The sequence below is a fragment of the uncultured Muriicola sp. genome (assembly GCF_947258935.1).
Taxonomy (GTDB): Bacteria; Bacteroidota; Bacteroidia; order Flavobacteriales; family Flavobacteriaceae; genus Muriicola.
On record NZ_CAMYKH010000045.1, the window covers coordinates 1 to 24,067 of the forward strand.

General features: G+C 39.3%; 23 protein-coding genes and 2 pseudogenes. 8 read left to right on the forward strand and 17 right to left on the reverse strand.

Annotation, left to right across the window (positions count from 1 at the left end; genetic code table 11):
- Positions 1-187 (reverse strand): annotated as a pseudogene (locus tag Q0X72_RS08930) (o-succinylbenzoate synthase); the annotation flags it as partial.
- Positions 188-236: 49 nt separating this feature from the next.
- Between Q0X72_RS08930 and Q0X72_RS08935 the strand changes: the two are divergent.
- Positions 237-1,031, forward strand: coding sequence for an SDR family oxidoreductase (locus Q0X72_RS08935; RefSeq protein WP_297764267.1), 795 nt, complete (start codon positions 237-239; stop codon positions 1,029-1,031).
- On the opposite strand, the gene Q0X72_RS08940 is transcribed toward Q0X72_RS08935, so the two are convergent.
- From Q0X72_RS08940 to Q0X72_RS08990, 11 genes are all read right to left on the reverse strand, one after another.
- Positions 1,032-1,712: a metal-dependent hydrolase gene (locus Q0X72_RS08940; protein WP_297764270.1), complete on the reverse strand. Its 681-nt coding sequence runs from the start codon at positions 1,710-1,712 to the stop codon at positions 1,032-1,034.
- A gap of 24 nt (positions 1,713-1,736) precedes the next feature.
- On the reverse strand, positions 1,737-2,990 hold the full coding sequence (locus tag Q0X72_RS08945) for a histidine kinase dimerization/phosphoacceptor domain -containing protein (RefSeq protein WP_297764273.1): 1,254 nt from the start codon (positions 2,988-2,990) through the stop codon (positions 1,737-1,739).
- Positions 2,935-3,678 (reverse strand): hypothetical protein, encoded by a 744-nt coding sequence (locus Q0X72_RS08950; RefSeq protein ID WP_297764275.1) that lies wholly within the window; start codon positions 3,676-3,678, stop codon positions 2,935-2,937. The genes Q0X72_RS08945 and Q0X72_RS08950 overlap by 56 nt, the downstream gene beginning before the upstream one ends.
- Before the next feature lie 686 nt (positions 3,679-4,364).
- Entirely contained in the window at positions 4,365-5,117 is a 753-nt protein-coding gene (locus Q0X72_RS08955; RefSeq protein WP_297764278.1) for a response regulator, read from the reverse strand.
- On the reverse strand, positions 5,075-6,001 hold the full coding sequence (gene menA, locus Q0X72_RS08960; protein WP_367180440.1) for a 1,4-dihydroxy-2-naphthoate octaprenyltransferase: 927 nt from the start codon (positions 5,999-6,001) through the stop codon (positions 5,075-5,077). Before menA ends, Q0X72_RS08955 begins: the two co-directional genes overlap by 43 nt.
- A 5-nt stretch (positions 6,002-6,006) precedes the next feature.
- Positions 6,007-6,606: an SPOR domain-containing protein gene (locus tag Q0X72_RS08965; RefSeq protein WP_297764281.1), complete on the reverse strand. Its 600-nt coding sequence runs from the start codon at positions 6,604-6,606 to the stop codon at positions 6,007-6,009.
- Between the two features lie 145 nt (positions 6,607-6,751).
- Positions 6,752-7,603: a S1 RNA-binding domain-containing protein gene (locus Q0X72_RS08970; protein WP_367180441.1), complete on the reverse strand. Its 852-nt coding sequence runs from the start codon at positions 7,601-7,603 to the stop codon at positions 6,752-6,754.
- Positions 7,604-7,650: 47 nt separating this feature from the next.
- Positions 7,651-7,995 (reverse strand): DUF2853 family protein, encoded by a 345-nt coding sequence (locus Q0X72_RS08975; protein WP_297764284.1) that lies wholly within the window; start codon positions 7,993-7,995, stop codon positions 7,651-7,653.
- Positions 7,996-8,029: 34 nt separating this feature from the next.
- Positions 8,030-9,787, reverse strand: coding sequence for a 2-succinyl-5-enolpyruvyl-6-hydroxy-3-cyclohexene-1-carboxylic-acid synthase (gene menD / locus Q0X72_RS08980; RefSeq protein ID WP_297764286.1), 1,758 nt, complete (start codon positions 9,785-9,787; stop codon positions 8,030-8,032).
- 54 nt (positions 9,788-9,841) lie between these two features.
- Positions 9,842-10,909, reverse strand: a complete 1,068-nt coding sequence (locus Q0X72_RS08985; RefSeq protein WP_297764288.1) for a chorismate-binding protein — start codon at positions 10,907-10,909, stop codon at positions 9,842-9,844.
- The gene (locus tag Q0X72_RS08990) at positions 10,893-11,312 is read right to left on the reverse strand and encodes a hotdog fold thioesterase (RefSeq protein ID WP_297764291.1); all 420 of its coding nucleotides are present in this window, start codon (positions 11,310-11,312) and stop codon (positions 10,893-10,895) included. Before Q0X72_RS08990 ends, Q0X72_RS08985 begins: the two co-directional genes overlap by 17 nt.
- Positions 11,313-11,372: 60 nt before the next feature.
- On the opposite strand from Q0X72_RS08990, the gene Q0X72_RS08995 reads away from it, so the two are divergent.
- The 3 genes from Q0X72_RS08995 to Q0X72_RS09005 all read left to right on the forward strand — a co-directional run bounded on the left by Q0X72_RS08995 (position 11,373) and on the right by Q0X72_RS09005 (position 13,437).
- Positions 11,373-12,014 carry an esterase gene (locus tag Q0X72_RS08995; RefSeq protein WP_297764294.1) on the forward strand — a complete coding sequence of 214 codons (642 nt, stop codon included), beginning with the start codon at positions 11,373-11,375 and terminating at the stop codon, positions 12,012-12,014.
- A complete protein-coding gene (locus tag Q0X72_RS09000) occupies positions 12,011-12,589 on the forward strand; it encodes a GNAT family protein (RefSeq protein WP_297764297.1) in 579 nt (192 codons plus the stop codon). The genes Q0X72_RS08995 and Q0X72_RS09000 overlap by 4 nt, the downstream gene beginning before the upstream one ends.
- Positions 12,590-12,732: 143 nt before the next feature.
- Complete coding sequence (locus Q0X72_RS09005; RefSeq protein WP_297764299.1) at positions 12,733-13,437, forward strand: hypothetical protein; 705 nt, start codon at positions 12,733-12,735, stop codon at positions 13,435-13,437.
- 31 nt (positions 13,438-13,468) lie between these two features.
- On the opposite strand, the gene Q0X72_RS09010 is transcribed toward Q0X72_RS09005, so the two are convergent.
- The 3 genes from Q0X72_RS09010 to Q0X72_RS09020 form a co-directional block, all read right to left on the reverse strand.
- On the reverse strand, positions 13,469-14,371 hold the full coding sequence (locus Q0X72_RS09010) for a hypothetical protein (RefSeq protein ID WP_297764301.1): 903 nt from the start codon (positions 14,369-14,371) through the stop codon (positions 13,469-13,471).
- A gap of 142 nt (positions 14,372-14,513) precedes the next feature.
- Positions 14,514-16,418 carry a molecular chaperone DnaK gene (gene dnaK, locus Q0X72_RS09015; protein ID WP_297764303.1) on the reverse strand — a complete coding sequence of 635 codons (1,905 nt, stop codon included), beginning with the start codon at positions 16,416-16,418 and terminating at the stop codon, positions 14,514-14,516.
- Positions 16,419-16,604: 186 nt separating this feature from the next.
- The gene (locus tag Q0X72_RS09020) at positions 16,605-17,084 is read right to left on the reverse strand and encodes a nuclear transport factor 2 family protein (RefSeq protein ID WP_297764305.1); all 480 of its coding nucleotides are present in this window, start codon (positions 17,082-17,084) and stop codon (positions 16,605-16,607) included.
- Between the two features lie 117 nt (positions 17,085-17,201).
- Here Q0X72_RS09020 and panB point away from each other — a divergent pair, with 117 nt between their 5' ends.
- Positions 17,202-18,020, forward strand: coding sequence for a 3-methyl-2-oxobutanoate hydroxymethyltransferase (panB, locus tag Q0X72_RS09025; RefSeq protein WP_297764308.1), 819 nt, complete (start codon positions 17,202-17,204; stop codon positions 18,018-18,020).
- A 78-nt stretch (positions 18,021-18,098) separates the two neighbouring features.
- Entirely contained in the window at positions 18,099-18,800 is a 702-nt protein-coding gene (locus Q0X72_RS09030; RefSeq protein WP_297764311.1) for an RluA family pseudouridine synthase, read from the forward strand.
- 13 nt (positions 18,801-18,813) lie between these two features.
- Here the strand turns inward: Q0X72_RS09030 and Q0X72_RS09035 are convergent, their stop codons facing one another.
- Positions 18,814-20,358: a hypothetical protein gene (locus Q0X72_RS09035; protein ID WP_297764314.1), complete on the reverse strand. Its 1,545-nt coding sequence runs from the start codon at positions 20,356-20,358 to the stop codon at positions 18,814-18,816.
- A 146-nt stretch (positions 20,359-20,504) separates the two neighbouring features.
- Here Q0X72_RS09035 and Q0X72_RS09040 point away from each other — a divergent pair.
- Both Q0X72_RS09040 and leuB read left to right on the forward strand, forming a co-directional pair.
- A pseudogene (locus Q0X72_RS09040) lies at positions 20,505-21,582 on the forward strand (2-isopropylmalate synthase).
- 2 nt (positions 21,583-21,584) lie between these two features.
- Entirely contained in the window at positions 21,585-22,703 is a 1,119-nt protein-coding gene (gene leuB, locus Q0X72_RS09045; protein WP_297764317.1) for a 3-isopropylmalate dehydrogenase, read from the forward strand.
- Between the two features lie 52 nt (positions 22,704-22,755).
- Here the strand turns inward: leuB and Q0X72_RS09050 are convergent, their stop codons facing one another.
- Positions 22,756-23,976 carry a peroxiredoxin gene (locus tag Q0X72_RS09050; RefSeq protein WP_297764320.1) on the reverse strand — a complete coding sequence of 407 codons (1,221 nt, stop codon included), beginning with the start codon at positions 23,974-23,976 and terminating at the stop codon, positions 22,756-22,758.
- Between the last annotated feature and the right edge of the window lie 91 nt (positions 23,977-24,067).

Consider the following 24,067-nt stretch of genomic DNA (forward strand, 5'->3'; position numbering starts at 1 on the left):
GTAATTGTGTTTCATACTCAGCTACATCATCCATACTAAGACCCCTGAACATGGCACATTCGCCTATCCCCGTTTGTTCATCATCCTCAAGGATCAAAAACCAGGTTTCTTTTTGAGTTAAAATACCCCGGGAAGTTCCGCCGGGTTTTTTAAAGGTGAGTATGTATCTTTTGTAAGTAGCTTTCATACAGAATTGACACAAATTTAACTATATTTTGCCTCTAATAAATGAAGATATGAAAAGTATGTCGGGGCAGGTTATTTGGATCACAGGTGCTTCCTCTGGAATTGGAGAAGCCCTGGCCTATGAATTAAGCACCATGGGAAATACGCTGATCCTTTCTGCGCGAAATAAAGAACGTTTGAAGGAAGTTAAGGCCCAGTGTAATAATCCAGCTAAGGTCTTTATTATCCCCATGGATCTGGGTAATTTTAATTTAATGCCTTCACTTGTGTCACATGCTATTGCAGCAACAGGACATATCGATATCTTAATTAACAATGCAGGAATAAGCCAACGTTCATTAATTGCCGACACACATTTTGATGTCTATAAAAAACTGATTGATATAAATTACTTAGGCACTATTGCATTATCAAAGGCTGTACTACCACATTTTATAGCTCAACAAAAGGGTCATTTTGTAACGATCACAAGTTTAATGGGCCGTTTTGGTTCTCCGTTTCGCTCAGGATACTGCGGTGCCAAGCACGGTCTCCACGGGTTTTTTGATGTGTTGAGAATGGAACATGAGAAAGACAAGTTACAGGTTACTTTGGTGTGTCCCGGGTTTATAAAAACCAATGTGGCTGTAAACGCTCTAACGGCAGACGGCAGTCCCCAAAATGTTAATGACCATGCCACCTCCAGAGGAATGGAGGTTCACACATTTGCTAAAAAATTGATCAATGCTGTGGCAAAGAAGAAGTTTGAAGTTTATATTGGTGGGAAAGAAATTGCCGGTGTTTATTTAAAGCGTTTCTTTCCTAAATGGTTGCACCATGTGGTACAACGCAGTAAAGTGGTATGATCAAATACTCATAGATTCTCCTATCCCAAGCAGGTACAATTCCCTTCCCGCTTTCTCAAAAGATTCTTTCGCTTTTTTATGATCAATTTCGATATACCCGAATGTGTCATAATGGTAACCAAGTACTTTAGTACATTCTACAAAGTTGGCTGCTATCACCGCATCGTCTATGCCCATTGTAAAATTATCTCCTATTGGCAATACGGCCAAATCTAGCTTGTGTTGCATAGGGATCAGTTTCATATCCATGGTAAGCGCCGTATCACCGGCGATATATACAGTTTTACCATCAGCGATCAGAACGAAGCCACCGGGCTGACCACCGTAAGAGCCATCGGCAAATGAAGAAGTATGAACAGCTTGTACATATTTAATTGTCCCAAAAGAAAATGTCCAGCTGCCACCATGATTCATGGGGTGTACCCGTAGACCTTTATCTTGAAAATACATAGCAATTTCATAATTACTAATGATCTTGGGATCCGATTGTTTTGCAATTTCCTCTACATCCAAAACATGATCCTGATGAGCATGGGTCAGTAGTATATAGTCTGGTTTTAATCCTTTGATAGAAATGGTATCTGGTACCATTGGATTGCCGGAAATAAAAGGATCTATGAGTAAAGTGTGCCCCTCTAATTCTAACAAAAGAGTAGCATGGCCAAGAAATGTGATCTTCATTAGGTTGTTTTTAGTGGTCCTAATTTATTTAAAATTGAACCAAAAGCGAACACCTTCTGAAGATTTATCAATATTTAGTGTGGATTGTAACTGATTTACTAGTCGATTCATGAGTCTGATGCCCATTGAAGAATTGGCACGTTCTTCAGAATCTTCCGGAAGGCCTATCCCGTTATCGGTATATTCAAAATAGCCCTGATCCCCATTCTTTCGAAGATGGATATAGATCTTCCCGTCCTCTTTATCCTCCGGGAAAGCATATTTAAATGAATTAGAAACCAACTCATTAAGGATAAGTCCAAATGGAATGGCCCTGTCAATATCTAGCTCCACCCCTTCGGCATCAATAGTAATATTTATACTGTGTCCGCCCTTTTTAAAGACAGATTGCACGCTGTTCACCAGGCTTTCAATATACCCCTGCATTTCGATCACAGACAGATCATCATTCTGATATAATTTCTGATGGATCAGTGCCATGGCCTTCACCCTGCTCTTCCCTTCCTCCAGGGCTTCAATAGCAGCTTTACTACGTGTATTCTTTGTCTGAAGACTTAGCAGACTAGAAACCATCTGCAAATTGTTCTTTACCCTATGGTGTATCTCTTTTAAAAGAGAGTCCTTTTCTACTAAAGAATTTTCAATGATATGCTTTTGTTCGGCAATGAGTCGTTGGTTCTTTATACTTTTTAAGTATGCGAATACTAGTCCGGCAAAGCCCAATAAGGTAAAAATTAGTGAAATGAATACCAGATTGGTTCTTTCATCCATAGCCTCCATTTCACTTCTATTCTGTTCCATTTCTAATTTCTGCATATTGATCATTCTACGAGAATCCTCAAGATTTTCCTCTGCAATGATCGCCGATATTTGTTGTCTTTTAATAGAAGATTCCTTTACCTCAAGAGAATCCTGAATCCGAACATTTTTTTGAAGGTAGTTCGCTTGATTCCTAAAATCGCCTATACGGTCATAGTAGGCTGCAAATAACCTGTTCTTCTTAATGATCTGACTGGTCCTCGTAAGTTCCAGATCAATGTCTAGGTAGTCCTTGGCCACTTTTAACCGATCCATACGCAAATGACTTTCGGCCAAAGCCAGCACATTTTCATTTGCTTCAGATGAAGTTCTGCCAATATTATTTTCCTCAATAATTGAAATGCTTGTTTCTAAATAAGGAATAGCCTTATCGAACTGGTTCATTTGCACATAGCACTTCCCATTATTGCCATCTATGATCCCTTTGAGAAGATTTCCCTGAATGATCTGACTCTCCATTGAGAAAAACCTCAATATATCCTTTGGCCTTAGAGAAGTTAGTAAGTGCCGTGGAAGTAGACTTATCTAGCAATAAGTAATTTCCAATAGAATTGTGGTAGTTAGCCAATCCAAAAAAATCATTATCCTCCACGGTCTTCTGATTTTCCATGATATAATCTTTCATGGCCTGACGGTGAAGACCTAAATTGGAATAGATGTCGTAAAAAGAGATATTGTTCTTTAAACCCAGTTCTCTTTTTTGTTTCCTAATCTCAACCTGTTTGTCATAAAGCTGTAAGCGAGAATAATTCGCATCTAGCAGATCGAGCAATAATTCTTTGGTTTTGAGATCTAGTTCATGTTTGTCAGTGTATAATTTGGTAGACAATGAAACACTCTTGTCATAATCGCCAATATCAAAAAAGATCTGCGACTGTATGAGTTTGTATTTTTTTATGGCAAGCGAGTCTTTCGCTTTTTCAGAATTTTTGATATATCGATCTACCGTATCTAACCAATCGTAGGCGGAATGACTATTATAGCGGTTTACTGTGGCAAAGAAATAGGTAAATCTATCCGAAACCGAGGATTCGTTTTGGAATTGAACTAGCGCATCGTCCTCAAGAGGATCAATATCCTGAGCGACCCCCATACATACGGAAAGGGTGAAAAAGTATAATGCTATTGTGCCAAGCCTTTTTGCCATAACATGCCTAGAACTTTGTAATACTGCGTTTGTCAAAATTTATGAAAGAAAATCCTCCTTTAAAATGTACCTCTCAAACTTACCATAATTTAACGGTCTTGTTAAATAATTGTTGTAAACCAAAGGGTTTGTGTGGTTATTTCTACCTCCCCATGGTATTGACCTTTATGCCCTGTCTGCGTGAATTGAAAATATGGTACCAAGTCCGATGACCAATTTGCTCTTCAGACCCATAAAACGCAAAAAAGACCATACATTACTGCATAGCCAATTGTAATAGTTTAAAAAAAGGTAAGATTTGGGATGTTCTGTGAACGCTTCAAAAGTAAGAGGAAGAACTCATGCATTTTGTGATTTGTTGTGAATAGTTGCTTTTATGTTGTGAAAGACCACTTACTTGTATGTGAAATGCTTTTTAGTAATTTTTTCAGTCTTTTATGGTCTATTTAGTTCATCCTTAATAAGGCACTGATTTTTGCATAAAAAAGGGTCTTGACTTTGAAGACAAGACCCTTTTACGAGAACACTATATAAAAATGAAAAAATTAACTTCTATTGATGAGTACCAATGTACCAACTAGAAGTTATGAGATAAAATGATTGTTGTATAAGTGAATCAAGCTGTTGTGAGCAGTGTTAAACCTGGCATTCAAAGAAAGATAATGCATGCTACTCTTTGAACAAGTCTATGAATTCATCGCGGAAATAATAAATTCTTTAAATTCCTTGGATATAGGAATCAGGGTATTATTGATCATAATGTCTTTTGAATTAATGGCATCAATATGATCCACATTCACGATATAGGACTTATGAGCCCTGTAGAATTTATGTTTTGGTAACTTGTGTAAATAATCCTTTAGTGGAGACCTAACCAGAAACTTCTTGTCTATAGTATTCACTTCCAGATACACATTATCTGCTTTGATGAATTGTATATCCCCAAATTGAATACGATAATAAAGATGTTGTTTCTTAACGAAAATCGAATCTTTCAGGACAGAATTAGAAACAACCTCTTCTTTGTCCACTGCAGTTCCTTCTCCAGACCCTTTCTCAGAATAATCAAAATTAGACAGGGCAATTTCAATTGATGTATACAGATCTTGTTGCTCAAAGGGTTTTACCAAATATCCATTAGGTTTAACGGTTTTCGCATTTTCTACGGTGGCCCTATCCGAGTTGGAAGTTACAAATATGAAGGGTATGTTATATTTTTCCCGGATATGTTTTCCAAGATCAATACCTGTTTTGTCCGAAGCTAAAATTATATCTATCAGGACAAGGTCTACATGGTTATTCTTTAGCACTTCTTCGGCTTGCTCGTATACAATTACATTGTCTACGATCTCATAGCCAATCTCTTCGAGCATCGATTGCATATCATCAGCAATGATCACGTTGTCTTCAACAATAAGAATTTTGATGGCTTGTTCCAAAATGGATGGGGGAGCAAAGCCATAAAAAAGGTGCTCAATGCTACTTTTTTAAGTTCAGGATCAAAGGCTTGAGGCTCTTTTACCCGGTTTACCTTAAACAGATGCATCCCTAATGGAAAGAACACAACAAGACATATAGTCTGGAACCAATACGTTGCGGAGAGAAATAAAAATAAAGTGATACAAAGAAAAGAACCTATTAGCAGCAGATAATGATATTGCTTAGCCCTGGGAATTCCCAATTTTACCACAAGGGTATTCTTCCCGGCTCGGACGTCGGAATTATGATCTCTTAAATTATTTAGATTTAATACAGCTGTACTTAAAAGGCCTATGGAAATAGCAGGTAGAACGGATATAAGGGTTAGGAATTTCGTAAAAAGGAACATAGACCCCAAAACACTTAACAATCCAAAAAAAGAAAAAACGAATATATCACCCAGTCCTTTGTAGCCATAGGCAGAGTCTCCAACGGTGTATCGTATAGCCGCCCAAACAGCCAGAACACCTAACAAAGTAAACAAAAGAAAATATTCCGGTAGACCATCAAATGCACGATACAATAGGACCCCTATAAAACTAAGAGTGATCATTACGGCTACAAGAATACCTGTTTTTAATTCCTTCCTGGAAAGTGCCCCTGTTTGGTAGGCTCGTTTTGGACCTATCCTCTCTTCATTATCTGTACCTTTAATGCCATCCCCATAATCATTGGCAAGATTTGATATGATCTGTAATCCAAGAGTTGAGAGTAAGGCAAGGATAAAAATAGGCCAGTCCTTATAACCATACATACCTGCCAGACCGCTTCCTATGAGAATTCCGGACACAGATAATGGCAGGGTCCTAAGACGAACCGCATTGAGCCAGGCTTTTGCTTTCAAGGATATTAATTGGCGGGTTCTATCTTCAATCGTTTCCCCTCTTTATAAGAGGCAACAAAGGCATCATCAAATCCCATATTTACCAGTTGTTTCCTAAACTTTTGAGCTTCCTCCAAGGTTTCGAAATTCCCCAGGGAATAGGAGTAGAAAGGATTTGTCTTAACAAATAGGGTGTTATTCAATGACTGTGAAGAAAGGGTAAGATTATTCTCCACAAATGATTTGATCTGAACAGAATAAATTGTCTCCTTTTCAAGGAAATTCTTTGCCAGGTAGAATTCATTAACCAGGCTCAATTCATGATTCTGTTTCTTTAAGTTGTCTATTCTATCCAGTACCACTTGCATGCTATCTACCGGAACATTTAAACTAGTAGAATCTAAATTCTGTTTATTAGTAAAAACCCCAGCGGTAAATGAAGTAATTGCCAGAGAGGCAATTAAAAAAAGGGCAGTGACCCCGGCGAAGATATTACGCTGTATCTTCCTGCGCTTCAACTCCTTATTCTTGTACTTAATTTGATCGAGCAATCGCTCATTTATGATCTGAGCTTTGTCAATGTCTTTGTGAAGCTCCAGCAAATCACTTTCTTCAATGAATGGCATATAAAATTATGTTTTAGAAAAGTGGGAGCTAAATATAACTAAAAAGCTAACAATCAAAAAAATAAAACACAGTATTTAGACAATTAAATTCACTAAACACTTTAAGATCTTCAAAACGGATAGGACAAAAAGATCTAATCGACACTTATATTTTGTAAATACCGTCTTCCTTAATTGAGATCTTGTGGTCTTTATACAAGGTGCCAATGGCTTTTTTAAAGGTCTTTTTACTCATGGCGAACCAGGTTTTAATTTCTTCCGGGCTCGACTTGTCATGAAGTTTAATATAGCCACCCTGTTCCTTCAACTTTTGATAGATCATTTGTGCGGCAGGCTCTAAGGCCTTGGCTCCTATTGGCTGAAGTGTAATATCCAGTTTTTTGTCTGGTCTAATCTGCTTTACAAAACCCTTTACTAAATCTCCTTCCGCTAGTGGCTGAAATACGTCACTGTGAAAGATCAGTCCTCTGTGACATCCGTTGACCACCACATCCCAACCTAATTCTGAACGCCTGTAAACCAGCAGATCTACTTCATCATTTTCTGCAACTTCCAATGAATCATTATTCATGAATTTTGAAAGTTTACTTGAACCAACCAACCGGAAAGATCGATCATCCAGATAGCAATAAATTACCTGCCAATTGCCTTCGATCAATTTAGTTCGCTGCTCCGCATATGGTACGAGGAGGTGTTTTTCGAGACCCCAATCCATAAATGCACCAATATCATTTACTTCGGCTACTCTCAAAAAGCCAAATTCATTCCTTTTTATGAAAGGTTGTAAAGTAGTTGCGATAGGTCTTTCTTCATGGTCCAGATAACAGAAAACATCTATCTTATCTCCAATTTCGAAATCATCAGGAACATATTTATTGGGAAGCAAAAGATCGTCTACATCCTCATCCCCCAAAAAAAGACCCACACTGGTACTTCGCAGTATGGTAAGTGTATTGTAATTGCCTAATTCTATCATAGTTCCCTTGAGGTAGCTCAATAACACACATCCTATTTACCGGACAGTCGTTAATGAGTATTATTTAATTAAATATAGACTTCTTCTTTTCCAAATTTTTTGGTGAGCAGGTAGTAGATCACTGCACGATATTTTGTACGTTCAGAAACACCGTAGGCGACAATTATATCATTGATAGACTCTTCCAGGGGCAGTTCTTCGGAAAGACCTAATTTCCTGATCAGGAAATTGTTCTTGACCGTCGCAAGTTCCTTTTCGTCTGTGCCAGACACATTTGCAGAATCTCTATTGTAAATAGAGGGGCCCAAACCAATAGCAACCTTCTTTAACAAGGCCATATCTGGTTCCAGGTGGAATCTATCTTTTAAATGAGCGGCGTATTTTATAATTAAATCGTCTCGTTTATTTGCCATGGTATTTAGTTACACTATGTGAAATTGTTTACTCTCAAGATATAAAATCAAAATAAGTGCGCAAAATTTGATCATTGATATCGGAAGGCGTGTTGATCTCCAGGAGTTTTGGTCTTTCTGAAGCATCGTAGAAGTGCTCTAGTGCCTTTAGAACTTCAACTTCTTCCTTGGCCAATTGATAGCCTATATTGTACAAGCTACAAATTGGTTCGGCAGTAAGCTCATGCGATGTTTCAAAAAATGTTTTAAAATTTTGAGAATCTTCTTTTCCTGGTAAGATCCTAAAAATGCCCCCTCCCCCATTATTGATCAAAATGATCCTAAAATCTGGTCGAAGGTATTGATTCCATAGTCCGTTGCTGTCATAGAAAAAACTAAGATCGCCGGTGATCAGGACCGTTGGTGTTTCGTTATGCAAAGAAGCTCCTGCGGCTGTAGAAGTACTACCGTCAATTCCGCTGGTACCTCTATTACAGAATACCTTTAGGCTTGGATCCATATCAAAAAGCTGTACATAACGCACTGTTGAGCTATTGGCAAGTTGTACCATCGATTTTTCCGGAAGACTCTGGACTATCTTATTGAAGACCCACATGTCTGAGAATGGGATAGTCTCTAAAAATTCCTTTCTGCGTTTCACATAATGATCTCTTGTGCCTATCCACTGATCGCGGTAAGGACTTGGTAAATTCTTAATGCCTGGCACAAAACCCTGCAGAAAGGTGTTTAGACCTACTTTAAAATGATGTGAGAGACCAAAAAAGGTATCGTAGGCTCTATTCTCGTGAACATGCCAATGCGTTGCCGGTTTGTACTGCCTAAGGAAAGCTTTGATCTTCTTGGAGACCACTAGTCCGCCAAATGTCAATAAGATGTCTGGTTGTAGCAACTTGAAGAGCTCATCTTTCTTTTTCGAATTTTCAATAGGTGCAATAATGCTGTCTATACTTGGCAAAATATTAGCATTATACAGGTTAGAAGTGGTTTCAGTAAAAATAAGGACCGAAGGATCATTAGCCAGTACTTCTAACCATTTAGTTTCTATTTCATCAGGAGACAAAACTCCTACCAATATCATCTTTCTCCGGGAAGCATTCCATTGAACCGTAAACGCTGAGATTTCTTCCAAAGCATTATCATTATTCTCTAAAGCAATAGTAGTGTCTGCTTGTATATCACTAAAATCCTGGGTGTTGTAAAGCGGTTCTTCAAAAGGAATATTAATATGGACAGGAAGACATTGTTTAAGAGCTGTATTCAGGGCTAGAGTTATTTCCCTACGGTTAGACTCCATGATAGTCCTCTGAATATCATCCAGAGAAGCGTCTTCTGGTATCATCGCAGGGTCGAACTTTTTTATTGTATTGGTAGCATGTGTAACATCTTGACTTAAGTTGGCAGAATATCCTATATGTCGCTCAAAAACATGGTCTTGCCTGATAGTCTGGCCGTCGCCTATATCAATCTTATAAAGGGGTCTGTCTGCTGAAATAATAATGAGGGGATGGTTGCTATAAAACGCTTCTGCAACGGCAGGATAAAAATTTAGCAACGCACTTCCTGAGGTACAAAGAACAACAACCGGGTGCTTTAATTGCTGCGCCATTCCTGTGGCGAAAAAGGCAGCACATCGCTCATCTACGATACTATAACAATCAAAATACGGATCTTCAGTAAAGCCTATGATCAGAGGTGCATTTCTGGAACCCGGAGATATAACGATCTGGGAGATCTCCATAGCCTTGCAATACTGAATTAAGAGCTGGGCAGAAGGTATTCTCGGGTGTCGCATAGGCCTGCAAAAATACGATGCAGGTCATTGCTTTCCCAATGATATCTTATAATTCTACACCACTTGAAGCATGGTTTTGCTCTTGGCTACAGTTTCTTCCCATTCCAAAGCAGGATCTGAGTCTTCGGTGATTCCGCCTCCCACATAAATAACAGCTTTTTGATCTATCAACTCCATACACCTCAGATTAACAAACAAGCGTGTATCCCTTTCCAATCCAAGATTTATTTCCCCCAGATACCCCGTATAATAACGTCTGGGATAATTCTCATGTTTGAGGATAAATGATCTTGCCGCTTTTAAAGGCATCCCGCAAACTGCTGGTGTAGGATGTAAGGATCGCATTATGGATCTTGTCTTCCCCGGCAAAGCCTCCCCTCTAATGGTAGTCTTTAAATGCCATAAATTCCCGGCTTTTACGGTTTCCACATCAGACCTTTGCATTTTTTCAACCTGATCTGCAAGCACGGTTTCAATGTAGGTGGTGACCATCTGCTGCTCTTCTTTTTCTTTGGCTCCCCAAACAGGAATTGGGTGTTCTGATTCTTGCAGCGTACCAGCCAGCGCCACTGTTGAGAACTTTTTCCCTCTTTGTCTCATCAAAATTTCCGGTGTGGCTCCTACCCAGGTTCCAACGGAGGGGTGATACCAATAATAACAAAAGGCATTAGGATACCTATTGAGGAGTCGTTGGAAAATTTCCATTGGCCTTCTTTTGGTAGCAACTTCGAGTTTCCTGGAAAGTACAACCTTCTTTAGCACTCCCAACGTTATGCTACGAACAGCATCTTCTACAAGTTTATTATACCGGTTTTCTTCTGATACAGATTCGTTAAATAAAATATTTTGAGAAATAATATGTTTTTCGTCGGTTTTGAAAATCGCGGAGAGTTTACTATCTGCCTTTATTAGCACGGGTAAGGTATCATCTAGATATGGCCCAAAAACAAATCCAGATTCTGTGAAATCTGTTACCTCCTGAAGACTACTATCATTCTGAAAAATAGCCTGAACAGTATCTTCCTTAGGATTTCTATAGAGTACTCCCGGCAGTTTATTTTGGAAGTGTACTGCTGCTTTCTCTACAAAGTTTTGAAAGGAATTACTATTTTGGTAAGGCAATGGTGGTGAGTTTACATAGCGAAATTAACCGATCTTCTTCGTCTGTGATGCGGATCTCCCACAATTGGGTTGTCCTGCCCTTATGTATAATAGTTGCCCGTGCAAATACATATCCCTCTTTTACGCTCCGAACATGGTTTGCTGCAATCTCGATCCCTCGCACAAAAAAAGATTGTCCGTCTAAAAACACATAGGAAGCGGCACTTCCAACACTTTCAGCAAGAGCCACACTGGCACCGCCGTGCAATACTCCATCTGGTTGATATACCTTGGGAGTAACAGGCATTTTGGCGATCAGGAAATTTTGACCTACATCAATATATTCTATATCCAGGGTCTCCATTAAAGTGCCTTTACGAATATCGTTACAGACCTTAAGGATTTTCTCTTTGTAGTCGTCCATTTCCTTATTTTTGGTAAAATTAAGCATTCATTAGCAACTAACCCGATACCAAATTGCGAAATGGCCTTTAAAGAAAAAAATATCTCTTATCTAACTCAGAATACGTACGCAACTTTAAATGAGCTTACCCCAAAAACAACCTATGTCTGGGTAATTTTCCATGGGATAGGATTCCTAAGCAGATATTTTCTTAAATACTTTGATGGCCTCGATCCTGAAAAAAATTACATCATTGCGCCTCAGGCACCTTCAAAATACTATCTGAATGGGCAATACAAGCATGTAGGGGCAAGTTGGCTTACAAAGGAGCATACGGCCACCGAGATCAACAACCTGATGTCTTATCTGGATAGTGTCATGGCCAACGAGGACCTGCCTGATACTTGCAGGCTTGTAGTCTTTGGGTATTCGCAAGGTGTATCCATAGCCATGCGCTGGGTGGCACAAAGAAATATACAATGTGACCATTTAGTACTTTATGCAGGTGGCATTCCAAATGAACTCACGAAGGATCAGCTTAGACACCTTGGCGACCATTGTAAGTTAAAGATCATAATGGGTGATAGGGATGAATATCTTACGGAAGAACGAATGGAACAAGAGCAAAAAAAAATAGACCTCCTTTTTGAAGGACGAGCTCAAATACAACTATTTGACGGAGGGCACGAGATCAAAAAAGAAATAATCAACAACTTACCATGAAACTTGAGGAGATAGCACTAGAGAATGATTATGTAAAACTTATTCCACTTTCTTTAGATAATTACCGGCAATTGACCCCTATAGCACTTCAACCCAAGCTTGTACAATACTCTCCTTCAGATATTGAATCTGAAAAGTCATTTAAGGATTATGTGACCAATGCCCTGGAACAAAGATCACAAAAGTTGTGTATCCCCTTTTTGGTGTACAGCAAAGTACATGAGACCGCTGCTGGTTGTACCCGCTATATGAATATTGATTGGATAAACAAGGTACTTCACATTGGAGCAACCTGGCTGGGACGTGAATTTCATGGAACAAGCATAAACACTCAAATGAAGATCCTAATGATCAATTATGCCTTTAATTCCCTTCATTTTGAGAAAGTGGAATTTCGAATTGACGAACGAAATATACGCTCCAGAAAAGCGGTTGAAAAACTAGGAGCGGTCCTGGAAGGTGTTTTGCGCAAAAATGTATATCTCCCGGACGGGTTTAAACGAAACACCTGTTGCTATGGTATTTTACCCGAAGAATGGGAAAGATCTAAAAAGAGCTTAAAAACAGGCATCTAGGTCTGTTCTTCCAAGCCTGTACTTCTATACACTAAATCCTTTATAAATAGCCTATTAAAGGCAATATTTAGGTTGCTTTTGGCGTTGTATGAACCCGTATAAGAACTACTCTTATCAGGGTCCCAACCTGGATGAATATACTTATGAAAAATTACCTGGCTTTTTTTGCTTTTTCCATTATTTCTATGGGAATGCACGCCAACTGCACCAATGCATATGCCTCCGCAGGATACAGCCTTTCTCATGTAAAAAAATCGTTGAGCGCAAATAATTTTGAGCATCAACAATATTACGCGGAGCGGGCTTTGTTAGCTTTTGAAAAGGCCCTGGCCCAAATTGAAAACTGTGGATGCCAAGCTTCTATGAACCCTATTCTAGATGGGATTGAAAATCTGGAGACCGCTTTAAGTCAGACAGAATGGGATATGGGACGCTTCTATACCAAAAAGGCTTTAGAGAATGCAGAAGAATTACTTAATAGTCTGGATGTATGTACTACTACCGAAACCTCAGAATTTGAATCAGGTTCGGAAGAAGTTCAAGAAGCAGTTTCGGATGGGATGGTTACTCTGGCGGAAAACACAGAAGAAGTAAGTTCTTTAGAGAAGCAACTAGATTTTAAGCGATCGGCCGAAATAGATATTGCAGCTCTGGAAGGGTCGATACGAGAATTGGCCACCCTTTTTCAATGTGAAAAGGCGCTTCATATTTTAGGAGATCGCAAAACAAGGACCGAAGAGGAAATTAAAGCCGAAAGCTTTGAAAAGACCAAAGCTTATTATTTGTCACAGGTAGTTTCCATCCACAATAAGGCACTTTTTGCACTTATAGAATGTTCTAAGAAATAAAGACAAACATTTGTTATTTTATCAATCCCTCCTATTCCTGAGGCAATTCTTCTTCATAATACACTAATCTGCGCGTAGTATATTTGTTACTTGGCGTGATGATCTGTTTGATCCAGTTAGGTGGTTGATGCGCATCTAATTGGTAAATGTATTCCTGTTTAGTTTCCTTATTATTTGCCAGCGTTTTCTTTTTGGAAAGAAATCCGTGCTCTTCATATTCATAAATATGTTCCCCGGTCTGTACAAAGGAAGATTTCGCAGCGTCATAGGTATAGAGCAATTCTTTCTGTTTTCTCCCTAATGAATCCTGGAATACCTCTGTGGCCTTATAGGGCTCTCCACTTACATATTCCTTCTCCAGAACATTGATGAGATTTTTTTTCTTTTTTTCACCATAAAATGACCGGCGTAAGGTCTTATCTACGATTCCATTCAAACTTGTCGTTTGGGTACTTTCACCGTCTATACTGTCATAGGAGATCTGTATCTCATCTATCCCTTCATTATTCCTTCTTTTAATGGTAGCTAGCGTTCCGGATTCGTCATAGAAATAGTCGTATTGTTCCAAAAAATCTTTCTGGTAAGAATAAATGAGTTCTTTTACGATCTTGTTTCGCAATGTGTCTATGAAATAAATATTAGCTATGGATGTTTGCCTATCCAGGATATCCTCACGATAGTTTTCTGAACGCTTTTCTTTTAGCAGTCCTTTGGAATATTTGTAGTAACTAATATCATAATCTGTAGCACTATATAGGGTAGTTAACTTTGTAAGCATACCTTCTTTATTAAATTCATAGGCTTCTTTACCATAATCGGTTATGACCAAACACGACTTCACATTTCCCTGTAAGTTAAGATCGGTCTTTGTAAAAACCTTTGGTAGTTGACCATAGCAAATGTTATTCATCAACAGGAATAACACTGCGAGCATTGGCACCCACTTTAAGACTCTTTGATTGGAGATCGTCATAGAAGTAAAATTACGGCTTCTTTATTCTTTTAAAAACAAAATACATGCCGAAAAAAAAAGAGGCAGTAAAAACTGCCCCTTATATAACTGAAAATTAAGAGTATTATTTTACTTCCTCAAAATCTACGTCTTCTACATTATCACCTTCTTTTGCACTATCTTCAGTTGGTGCTTCACCATTAGCCGATGGGCCTTCCTGTTCCGCAGCCTGAGCTTTGTACATTTCTTCTGAAGCAACTTTCCAGGCCTCGTTGATCTTTTCTAAGGCCGGAGAAATTAAATCAATATCCTTACTTTCATAGGCCTTTTTCAATTCTTCGAGAGCACTTTCAATCGGTTTTTTCTTGTCATCAGACAATTTATCACCAAACTCCTTCAGTTGTTTTTCAGTCTGAAAGATCATGCCGTCTGCCTCATTGAGCTTATCGGCTTTTTCCTTGGCCTTTTTATCTGCCTCGGCATTGGCCTCAGCTTCTGACTTCATTTTAGTTATCTCCTCTTCGGTAAGCCCTGAAGAAGCTTCAATCCTGATATCTTGTGTCTTATTCGTTGCTTTATCTGTAGCAGAAACCTTGATTATACCATTGGCATCAATATCAAAGGTTACCTCAATCTGAGGAGTACCTCTTTGTGCTGGTGGAATTCCGTCTAAATGAAATCTTCCAATGGTTTTATTATCACCTGCCATAGGTCTTTCTCCCTGAAGCACGTGGATCTCTACTGATGGCTGATTATCTGCAGCCGTTGAAAAGATCTGTGATTTCTTTGTAGGGATAGTAGTATTGGCATCGATCAACTTGGTCATTACACTACCCATGGTCTCAATTCCCAATGATAGAGGAGTTACATCTAATAGAAGTACATCCTTAACGTCTCCTGTCAATACCCCACCCTGGATAGCAGCACCCACAGCCACTACCTCATCCGGGTTAACCCCTTTAGATGGTTTTTTTCCAAAGAATTTTTCAACTGCTTCCACTACTGCCGGTATCCTTGTTGAACCTCCTACTAAAATGATCTCGTCTATATCACTTTTAGACAGGTTGGCCGCTTTTAAGGCAGTTTCACATGGCTGAATGGTTCTTTTTACCAAGTCGGCGATCAATTGCTCAAATTTAGCTCTGGCAAGTGTTCGCACCAAGTGTTTTGGTCCGGATGCTGTTGCAGTAACATACGGTAAGTTGATCTCGGTCTGAGTTGAACTCGATAATTCGATCTTAGCTTTCTCAGCTGCCTCTCTCAAGCGCTGCAATGCCATGGCATCTTTTCTAAGGTCTATTCCTTCGTCCTTCTTGAACTCTTCTGCCAACCAGTCAATGATCTTCTGATCCACATCATCACCTCCCAAATGGGTATCTCCGTCTGTTGAAAGGACTTCAAATACACCATCTCCTAATTCCAGGATCGATACATCGTGTGTTCCACCTCCAAAGTCGAACACCACAATTTTCTGATCTTTATGTTTTTTATCTAAACCATAGGCTAGCGATGCTGCCGTTGGTTCATTAATGATACGTTCAACCTTTAGACCAGCAATTTCTCCGGCCTCTTTAGTAGCCTGTCTTTGGGCATCGTTAAAGTAAGCAGGAACAGTGATCACTGCCCTGGTCACGGCTTGTCCTAAATAATCCTCCGCGGTCTTCTTCATCTTCTGAAGGATCATCGCAGACAATTCCTGAGGTGTATAAAGACGTCCGTCAATATCAACTCTGGGAGTATCATTATCTCCTTTAACTACTTTATAGGGAACACGATCTGCTTCTTTCTTAGATTCAGAATATTTATTTCCCATAAAACGCTTTATGGAATATATGGTATTGTGGGGGTTGGTCACAGCCTGTCTTTTGGCAGGATCCCCTACTTTTATCTCGCCACCTTCTACAAAAGCAATTACAGATGGTGTAGTTCGTTTTCCTTCGGCGTTTGGAATTACAACTGGCTCATTACCCTCCATAACGGAAACACATGAGTTGGTTGTCCCCAAATCTATCCCAATAATTTTGCTCATTTTATCTTTTTTAATATTAATAGTATCTTAAATCAAATCCATAATGAAATGTCAAACATAATGCCAACAACAGAAAACTGACAGGATGTCACCCATGACTTAATATAAAAGGCATCTAATAAGGACCCGAAGGACAGCTAGCAGTGGTAGTTTACGCTGTGAAAGCTATTGGATTAGTAAGAAGGCTCAATCTCGCTTTCCAGGAAATTTAGTTTTACAATCCTCCTTCCGGCGTGTATCCATAATGGAAAGGATCTTCCAGGTTTCTCCCTCCTTAAAAAGTTGAAAAGAATTAACCCCACAATGACTAAAGGAATCATTGACCCAAAATTCATAGGGAGTCCAGGCGTGTGCCATACTCCCATCTACCTGAATACTATAGGCCATTAGTCGTTCTTCGAAATGAACAGAATCCGGGATCTGAACAATAGAGCGCACAAAATTATCGAATGAAACGGTTCTGACACTATCTCCTCCCTCCTTGTTCTTTCCAATGGTTTGCATCCGAATAGCAGTGCTTACTGTTTCTCTTAGTGCGACAGAATCTTGTTTATGAAAGCCTTCGAAGAACGCATTGATGGTGTTCTTTACTTTTAATTCATCGGTTTCCTGAGCATTCGTCACCGAGAAAGAAAACAGTATTAGAACGGAAAAAATAAGTCGCATTTTAAAAGTCTTTTATGAGTGAATTAGACCTAAAGTAAGGAAATAAATAAAACGGGTAGCTCTCCATAATTCTGAATTAACCAATTCTCCTTACATTTAGCGAGCAAAAGTAATACTATGTCTATCGCGAAGAAAGAGTATAAAAGGGTTACGGTTAAGTCACTCGTAGAAATGAAAAAGCAGGGAGAAAAAATTTCCATGCTTACAGCCTATGATTATTCTATGGCTAAGATCGTGGATGCCGCCAATGTTGATGTAATTTTAGTTGGCGATTCTGCCAGTAATGTAATGGCCGGTCATGAAACTACCTTGCCCATCACATTAGATCAGATGATCTATCACGCTTCTTCAGTGATCAGAGCAGTACAGAGGGCACTGGTGGTGGTAGATCTGCCATTTGGTAGTTATCAAAGTGATCCAAAGGAAGCATTGCGCTCTGCCATTCGCATCATGAAAGAAAGTGGCGCCCATGCAGTAAAACTTGAAGGCGGAGAAGAAATAAAGGAATCCGTAAAACGCATCCTTAACGCAGGGATCCCCGTAATGGGCCATCTTGGTTTAACTCCGCAGTCTATCTATAAATTTGGGACCTATAGTGTACGTGCAAAAGAAACGAATGAGGCTGAAAAATTAATGACAGATGCCCGCATGCTCGAAAAAATAGGATGTTTTGGCGTGGTCCTGGAGAAAATTCCTGCCGCTCTGACCAAAAAAGTCTCTGAGAGTATCTCCATTCCTACTATTGGAATAGGAGGCGGAAAATATGCCGATGGCCAGGTGCTTGTTATACACGACCTTCTGGGCATGACCCATGAATTTAATCCGCGATTCTTAAGGCGGTATATGAATCTCTATGACGAAATGAGTGAGGCCATCTCCAAATATGTCCAAGATGTAAAAAGCAAGGACTTTCCAAGTGATGAAGAACAGTATTAAGACGAATCTGTTACCTTTTTTCCTCCTATTTTAGTTAGGTATAATTCTGTTTTTTTTCTTAAGCAAAACCATATTCTATTGACGCCTAATAAAATAATTTCGAACGCTCAAAATCTTCAGGTCTTGTATGAAGACAATCATCTTATAGTGATCAATAAGCGGGTAGGTGATATTGTTCAGGGGGACAAGACTGGCGATACCCCACTCAGTGAACATGTAAAGGAATTCATCAAGAAAAAATACGACAAGCCCGGACTGGTATTTTTAGGTGTCACCCATCGGTTAGACAGGCCTACCAGTGGCATCGTAGTATTTGCTAAGACTTCAAAGGCGCTTAGCAGAATGAATAAGATGTTTGCGGAAAAAGCAACGGAAAAAATATATTGGGCCATAGTTAAAAACCCACCCAAAAAGAAAAACGACACGCTAATTCATTGGCTAAAAAGAAATCCAAAGCAGAATAAATCATATGCATATCCTAAAGAAATCCCAAATAGCAAACGTGCCGAATTAGATTATACCATCTTAAAGAAGTTAGATAATTATGTTCTTTTACAGATCTTGCTTAAAACAGGGAGACATCATCAGATAAGAGCCCAGTTGGCAACCCTTGGCTCCCCTATTAAAGGCGACCTAAAATACGGTTTTGATAGGAGTAATCCGGATGGAGGTATCCACCTTCATGCCAGAATGCTGAGCTTTGAACATCCCGTAAAAAAAGAAATGATTTCCTTCACTGCACCACCTCCGGCAGATGCACTCTGGGAGGCATGTCTTTAATAAGTAAATAACATTATCGAATACTGGCCATTGCCTTTTCACGAATTACCTGCGAGACCGGTTTATTTTCCAGATGACTTTCGAGCCATGATAGTATATCTAAATACAAGAAGGCTCTTTTCTCATAGGGATGATCCTCATATTTTTTAAGTCTATCGTATAATTTTTGAAATTCGGCCCTCAGTTCATTTGGGTAAATTGATCCCAAATTTCTCAAGAATGTAATCATCTCCTTTTGAACGGCATGCAGATCGTTCATCTTTAAAAGGAATTTATAAGTGCTTTTTAACTGAACTTCCAGATGATAATCCATACCCGCCTCATAATGGGCCACTAAACTCAGTACTCTGGCAAAACACATAAGATCTTCCCTCATTTTAAGGTTTTTGTTAGTGATTATCTTTTTGAGGTAGGCAATACAATTCTTATTATCCCCCACTCCAAAATACAAGCAGGCTATTTTGTAATAAAAGATCATAATATGATGCTCATCAATACGGTCTCGGTGCTTATTGATACCGTATTCTATGATCCGCACCAAATACAATCCCTTATCAAATGTCCCTTTGAGAAAATGGAGATTTAGCTTGTTTGAGTTGATATATAAAAAACTTAGCGAGCTTATATTATCATTAGAAGGAAAGTCTTTTTGGGTTACGGTATTTTCCAAATTAGCAAGGACCAACTCAAATTGTGAGGCGTATTTTACGTAAAAAAGCGACTCCAGGAGATAATGGTTCCCTTTGAGAAAAAATACAGGATTTAATTGGATCATCTCCTTGTGTTCATAAAACAGATCTACCCATTTACTGGAGTATTTGTAACAAGACAGAAAATCCTGTATTAAAAAACTATACCATAGATGCGCCTTGTACAACCATAGTTTCTCACGAAAACCGAGCTCATTGATATCGTATTTAGGAAGATGCGATTCAAAGTACTGTTTTACATTTTGAAGGTCATCATTGCTTCGCACATAACCCACTTTTAGCATCATACTGTATAACTGAAGAGAAAGATTAGACAGCTTGCTGGTCATCACATTATGCTCAGACAATTTCTTGGCCTGTAGAGCAAGCTCATCTGCCCTATCCGGAATACTCCGGGTAATGTATTGGGTTTCTATGATCTTTTCTAATTCCACAATCTCATAGGCAATATTCTTTTCTTCATTATCAATAGCGGTCGACTTCACCTTATCGAGGATCTTAAGACTTTGCTTGTAAAGACCTTTCTGATACAAAATGGTCGCAAAGTCTAGTTGCTCACGAATTTGCACCCTGATGTTTTGATTTACAGGATTTAAACGAAGGCTTACCAGGATCTGTTTGTAAAGGTGAGCTTTAAGGTTAGAGAGTTGCGCTTTCTTGACAATGCCACTAGCCAAAATGATTTTTTCCTCATACCTTTTCATCTTATCCAAAAGGTTGAATAAGGCTAAGAATTTGGCATCTGTGTTTACCCCTAATCTTCCCACATATAACTTGAATTGGCGTTTCTCCGATTTAGAAAGAGATTTCACCAAAACAAATAAGGCATCTTTATTGGCATTTGTCATCGTAAAATAGAATACTTATTATGCTGTATTTCAATGTGTTAACTACCTTAAAAAGTATATTAACGTTGTAAATGCTTCACAGTCATGAATTAGGTTCTAATTGGTTGTGATACATTCGTTATGGTGACTAAAATTAAGTAATTATAATGAGCAAAGATAAAGTATACATTTTTGATACTACGCTGCGTGATGGAGAGCAGGTTCCGGGCTGTAAATTAGATACTAAACAGAAGTTAGTAATTGCAGAGAGAACACGCTACGGTTTGCGGACTAACTCGTTCTGTGAAAAAGGATATTGAGGTAGCCGCTGAGGCATTAAAACATGCAAAAAGACCGCGAATTCATACCGGGATCGGCACTTCGGATTCTCATATTAAGTATAAATTCAACTCAACACGGGATAAAATTCTGGAAAGAGCGGTAGAAGCCGTTCGGTATGCGAAGACCTTTGTTGAAGATGTTGAGTTTTATGCAGAAGACGCCGGGAGAACAGACAATGAATTTTTGGCCAGGGTATGCGAGGAAGTGATAAAAGCAGGTGCCACAGTCTTAAATATTCCGGATACCACCGGATATTGTTTGCCAGAGGAATACGGGGCTAAAATGAAGTACTTACGCGAACATGTAAAAGACATAGACAAGGCCATCCTCTCTTGTCATTGTCATAACGATCTTGGCCTGGCAACTGCCAATTCCATATCCGGGGTTATCAACGGAGCCCGCCAAATAGAATGTACCATAAACGGCATAGGGGAACGAGCCGGTAATACCTCCCTGGAAGAAGTTGTGATGATATTAAAACAACATCCTTATTTGAACCTGGACACCAGCATAAACAGTAAATTATTGTACAGTACCAGTCTTATGGTCTCTGAAAAAATGGGAATGATGGTGCAACCTAACAAGGCCATCGTTGGGTCTAACGCTTTTGCCCATAGCTCTGGTATCCATCAAGATGGAGTTATAAAGAAAAGGGAGACCTATGAAATAATTGATCCTAAAGAAGTTGGCGTAGATCATTCTTCTATTGTACTAACTGCACGTAGCGGTCGTGCCGCCTTGGCATACAGGGCCAAGAACATAGGATATGAACTTACCAAGGTACAGTTAGATGTAGTTTATGAGCAATTCTTGAGATTTGCCGATAGAAAAAAAGAGATACTCGATGATGATATTCATCAAATCATAGAAATGGCCAATATTAACATAGAAAGTATTGCCTGAAAATGAAACTAAAAATTGCTTTATTACACGGTGATGGAATTGGGCCCGAAGTAACAACTCAGGCCGTTAAGTGCCTGCAGGCTGTTGAAGAGACTTTTGGGCACGAATTTATTTTTACTGAAGCGAAGGTTGGAGCTGCTGCCATTGACGCAACCGGGGACCCCCTCCCTGAAGCCACTTTGGCATTGTGCAAAGACTCAGATGCTGTTCTTTTCGGTTCCATAGGTGATCCAAAATATGACAATGATCCTAATGCCAGTGTACGACCAGAACAAGGGTTGTTGCGACTGCGTAAGGAATTGGGCCTTTTTTGCAACATACGGCCAATAAAAGTGTTTCCCACCTTAATGGAGAAATCACCTTTAAAAAAGAAGATCATTGCTGGTACTGATTTTGTGATCTTCCGGGAACTTACCGCAGGGATCTATTTTGGTGAAAAGTCACTTAGCGAAGATGGCACAACTGCTACAGACAGCTGTACCTATACAGAAAATGAAGTAGGTCAAATAGCTCATTTAGCCTTCAAAGCAGCCAAAGGTCGCAGGAAAAAGGTAACGCTTGTTGATAAAGCCAACGTATTGGAATCTTCCCGTTTATGGAGACGGGTTGTAAAGAAAATTGGGGAGAGCTATCCTGAGATTACGCTCGATTATATGTTTATTGATAATGCGGCCATGCAGCTTTTGTTGAAACCAACTCAATTCGATGTGATCCTGACAGAGAATATGTTTGGTGACATTCTATCTGATGAAGGTAGTGCCATTGGGGGTTCTATAGGTTTGCTGCCCTCGGCGTCTATTGGAGAGAATTATGCTTTGTTTGAACCCGTTCACGGATCGTATCCGCAAGCCAAGGGGAAGGACATTGCCAATCCGGTAGCTTCTATCCTCTCAGCCGCCATGTTACTAGATCATTTTAAACTAGACGAAGAGTCGCGAGCAGTAGTCATTGCGGTACTGAAATCAATTAAAAAAGGGATTGTCTCGCCAGACCTGAACACATCCAGTAAGTATGGAACCAATCATATTGGCGACTTCATCTCGGGAAATATTCGGGATTCTGATGACTATCTGATCCTAAACAAAGAGAATATCTGGTTGGGTAAATCAACCATTATTTGATTATTTAATTTTGCCACCAAAGAAAGGTCTTTCGTTGTTCGAAAGGCCTTTTTTATTCCGCTATTAGCGAGTTTACGAATTCTTTGAAGTCTTGCTTAAATTCAATGTACGTCTCACCTGTAGCCGGACCATTAAACCCAGTATGAATTCTGCGTACCTCACTTTCTTTGTCAATAAAAATAGTAGTAGGATACGAAAGAATATGGTTGAGCATGGGTAATTTTTCATTAGCCGTTTTCTTGTCAGAACTGCCGTACTGTGCCAAAAGTATAGGATATGAAATTCCCAGACGGTTCTTAAGTCTATTGATCCCTTTGAAGGCGGCCTCCTCAGTTTTGGCATATTCAAACGCCAATGCTATCACCTCCAGATCATCTTGTGAATTTTCTTTTAGATATTCAACCAGAAATTTAGATTCGTCCAAACAGTTAGGGCACCAAGTTCCCATGATCTGAATGATCACAACCTTATCCTGAAACTGATGGTCATCCAAGGTAATGAGATTCCCATTGATATCCGGGAAGGAAAAATTTACACGCTCATATCCTTCATTAAGATAGGTAAGTGTAGTAGCATCTGGTAATTCATAAGATTCATTGGGTACAGCCTCAAACGGTTCCTGGAAATGGTTCCCGGAATAAAAGGTGCCGTTCATGATTCCATCGTTTATCCTGGCTAAGAAAAGAAAGACATGAGTTCCATCAAAAGTAGATAGTTTAAGAGAATCACCATCTACCACTCCTTCCAGATATCTATAGTCTCCTGTTGTAGTGCGAATGGTCCCTGTCACCTTTTCCCCATCTTGTTTAAAAATACCTTTAGCCACATAAGCATCTTCTGTTCCTTTGCTAAATACAGCCTCCCAATTGCCTTGAACATTAATCGCAGCTGCCTTAGATGGTACAAACCGGGTACTATCGTTGAAGTTTGCAGTAAAGGGCACTACTCTATCCAGGCTTTCTTTAATAAAATTCCCCTCAATGATGCTATTCGTAAACCTGCCGGAAATATACCCTTCAAAGACAGGCATTTTTATAATTATAGAGTCGTTATTTATGATGATCTCATCTATGCTTAGTACTTCATCGGCATTGTAAATTTCCATAATGTAGCCTTCACTTCCATTTCCAATGCTGAAATTGAATGGCAACAACTGCCCATCCTGTACTTCCATGGTACCCCTCCAGGTACCTGCGGACAGGCTTGGGACTGTCTGGTCCTTGCAGGAATTCATAACGATTAATAACAGGAGTAAGAAACCTAAATTTTTCATTTTTGTTGATTGAAATGCAAATATCGCAATTACTCAGGAATCAATTTGTGTAAAATTTGTGTTGATACGCTCGGTGGGAATTGACTGTGTT

Bases quoted from the DNA above. Each gene is read 5' to 3' on its own strand.
- Q0X72_RS08935 (WP_297764267.1), top strand. From the start codon at position 237: ATGAAAAGTATGTCGGGGCAGGTTATTTGGATCACAGGTGCTTCCTCT.
- Q0X72_RS08940 (WP_297764270.1), bottom strand. From the start codon at position 1,712: ATGAAGATCACATTTCTTGGCCATGCTACTCTTTTGTTAGAATTAGAG.
- Q0X72_RS08945 (WP_297764273.1), bottom strand. From the start codon at position 2,990: ATGGAGAGTCAGATCATTCAGGGAAATCTTCTCAAAGGGATCATAGAT.
- Q0X72_RS08950 (WP_297764275.1), bottom strand. From the start codon at position 3,678: ATGGCAAAAAGGCTTGGCACAATAGCATTATACTTTTTCACCCTTTCC.
- Q0X72_RS08965 (WP_297764281.1), bottom strand. From the start codon at position 6,606: ATGCCATTCATTGAAGAAAGTGATTTGCTGGAGCTTCACAAAGACATT.
- Q0X72_RS08975 (WP_297764284.1), bottom strand. From the start codon at position 7,995: ATGGCAAATAAACGAGACGATTTAATTATAAAATACGCCGCTCATTTA.
- menD (WP_297764286.1), bottom strand. From the start codon at position 9,787: ATGCGACACCCGAGAATACCTTCTGCCCAGCTCTTAATTCAGTATTGC.
- Q0X72_RS08990 (WP_297764291.1), bottom strand. From the start codon at position 11,312: ATGGACGACTACAAAGAGAAAATCCTTAAGGTCTGTAACGATATTCGT.
- Q0X72_RS08995 (WP_297764294.1), top strand. From the start codon at position 11,373: ATGGCCTTTAAAGAAAAAAATATCTCTTATCTAACTCAGAATACGTAC.
- Q0X72_RS09000 (WP_297764297.1), top strand. From the start codon at position 12,011: ATGAAACTTGAGGAGATAGCACTAGAGAATGATTATGTAAAACTTATT.
- Q0X72_RS09005 (WP_297764299.1), top strand. From the start codon at position 12,733: ATGAAAAATTACCTGGCTTTTTTTGCTTTTTCCATTATTTCTATGGGA.
- Q0X72_RS09010 (WP_297764301.1), bottom strand. From the start codon at position 14,371: ATGCTCGCAGTGTTATTCCTGTTGATGAATAACATTTGCTATGGTCAA.
- dnaK (WP_297764303.1), bottom strand. From the start codon at position 16,418: ATGAGCAAAATTATTGGGATAGATTTGGGGACAACCAACTCATGTGTT.
- Q0X72_RS09020 (WP_297764305.1), bottom strand. From the start codon at position 17,084: ATGCGACTTATTTTTTCCGTTCTAATACTGTTTTCTTTCTCGGTGACG.
- panB (WP_297764308.1), top strand. From the start codon at position 17,202: ATGTCTATCGCGAAGAAAGAGTATAAAAGGGTTACGGTTAAGTCACTC.
- Q0X72_RS09035 (WP_297764314.1), bottom strand. From the start codon at position 20,358: ATGACAAATGCCAATAAAGATGCCTTATTTGTTTTGGTGAAATCTCTT.
- leuB (WP_297764317.1), top strand. From the start codon at position 21,585: ATGAAACTAAAAATTGCTTTATTACACGGTGATGGAATTGGGCCCGAA.
- Q0X72_RS09050 (WP_297764320.1), bottom strand. From the start codon at position 23,976: ATGAAAAATTTAGGTTTCTTACTCCTGTTATTAATCGTTATGAATTCC.